Source organism: Mesorhizobium sp. (assembly GCF_004962925.1).
In the GTDB taxonomy this organism is placed as follows: domain Bacteria; phylum Pseudomonadota; class Alphaproteobacteria; order Rhizobiales; family Rhizobiaceae; genus Mesorhizobium.
Map to the genome: position 1 here is coordinate 1 of NZ_SUEO01000439.1, position 462 is coordinate 462.

Consider the following 462-nt stretch of genomic DNA (forward strand, 5'->3'; position numbering starts at 1 on the left):
GCTCCATGCTCGCTCCCTCCACATTGCCAGGGCAGACGGCATTGACGCGCACGTCATAAGGGCCGAGCTCAACGGCGAGCGTCTTTGTAAAGCCGATCACCCCCCATTTGGCTGCAGCATAAGGTGTATGCTGGGGATAGTAGCCATGAAGCCCAGCAATAGAGGAGATATTAATTATGCTGCCTGAGCGCTGTCGCTTCATGACTGGCGCAGCGCGCCTGACACACAGAAATTGCGCATCGAGAGAGAGGCTTAGGCATCGACGCCAGTCGTCGAGCATGAGCTCCTCGACATACCCAGTCCTCCCCCCACCTCCAGCATTATTAATCAGAACATCGAGGCCGTTGAGATCGTCCAAGGCGTCATTGAACCATTGATCTATCGCCGCCTCATCGGTCACATCGATGCGCGTGACGCCTATCTGCGGACATGTTTCGGTAACCGCACGGAGCGCCCCCTCGT

The 462-nt window shown here is 56.9% G+C and carries 1 protein-coding gene; it reads right to left on the reverse strand.

All coding sequences use genetic code 11. The features are described 5' to 3' along the window. The coding region (locus E5W87_RS35600) for an SDR family NAD(P)-dependent oxidoreductase (protein WP_292408679.1) at positions 1 to 400 on the reverse strand (400 nt) is incomplete at its 3' end. Positions 401 to 462 lie beyond the last annotated feature (62 nt).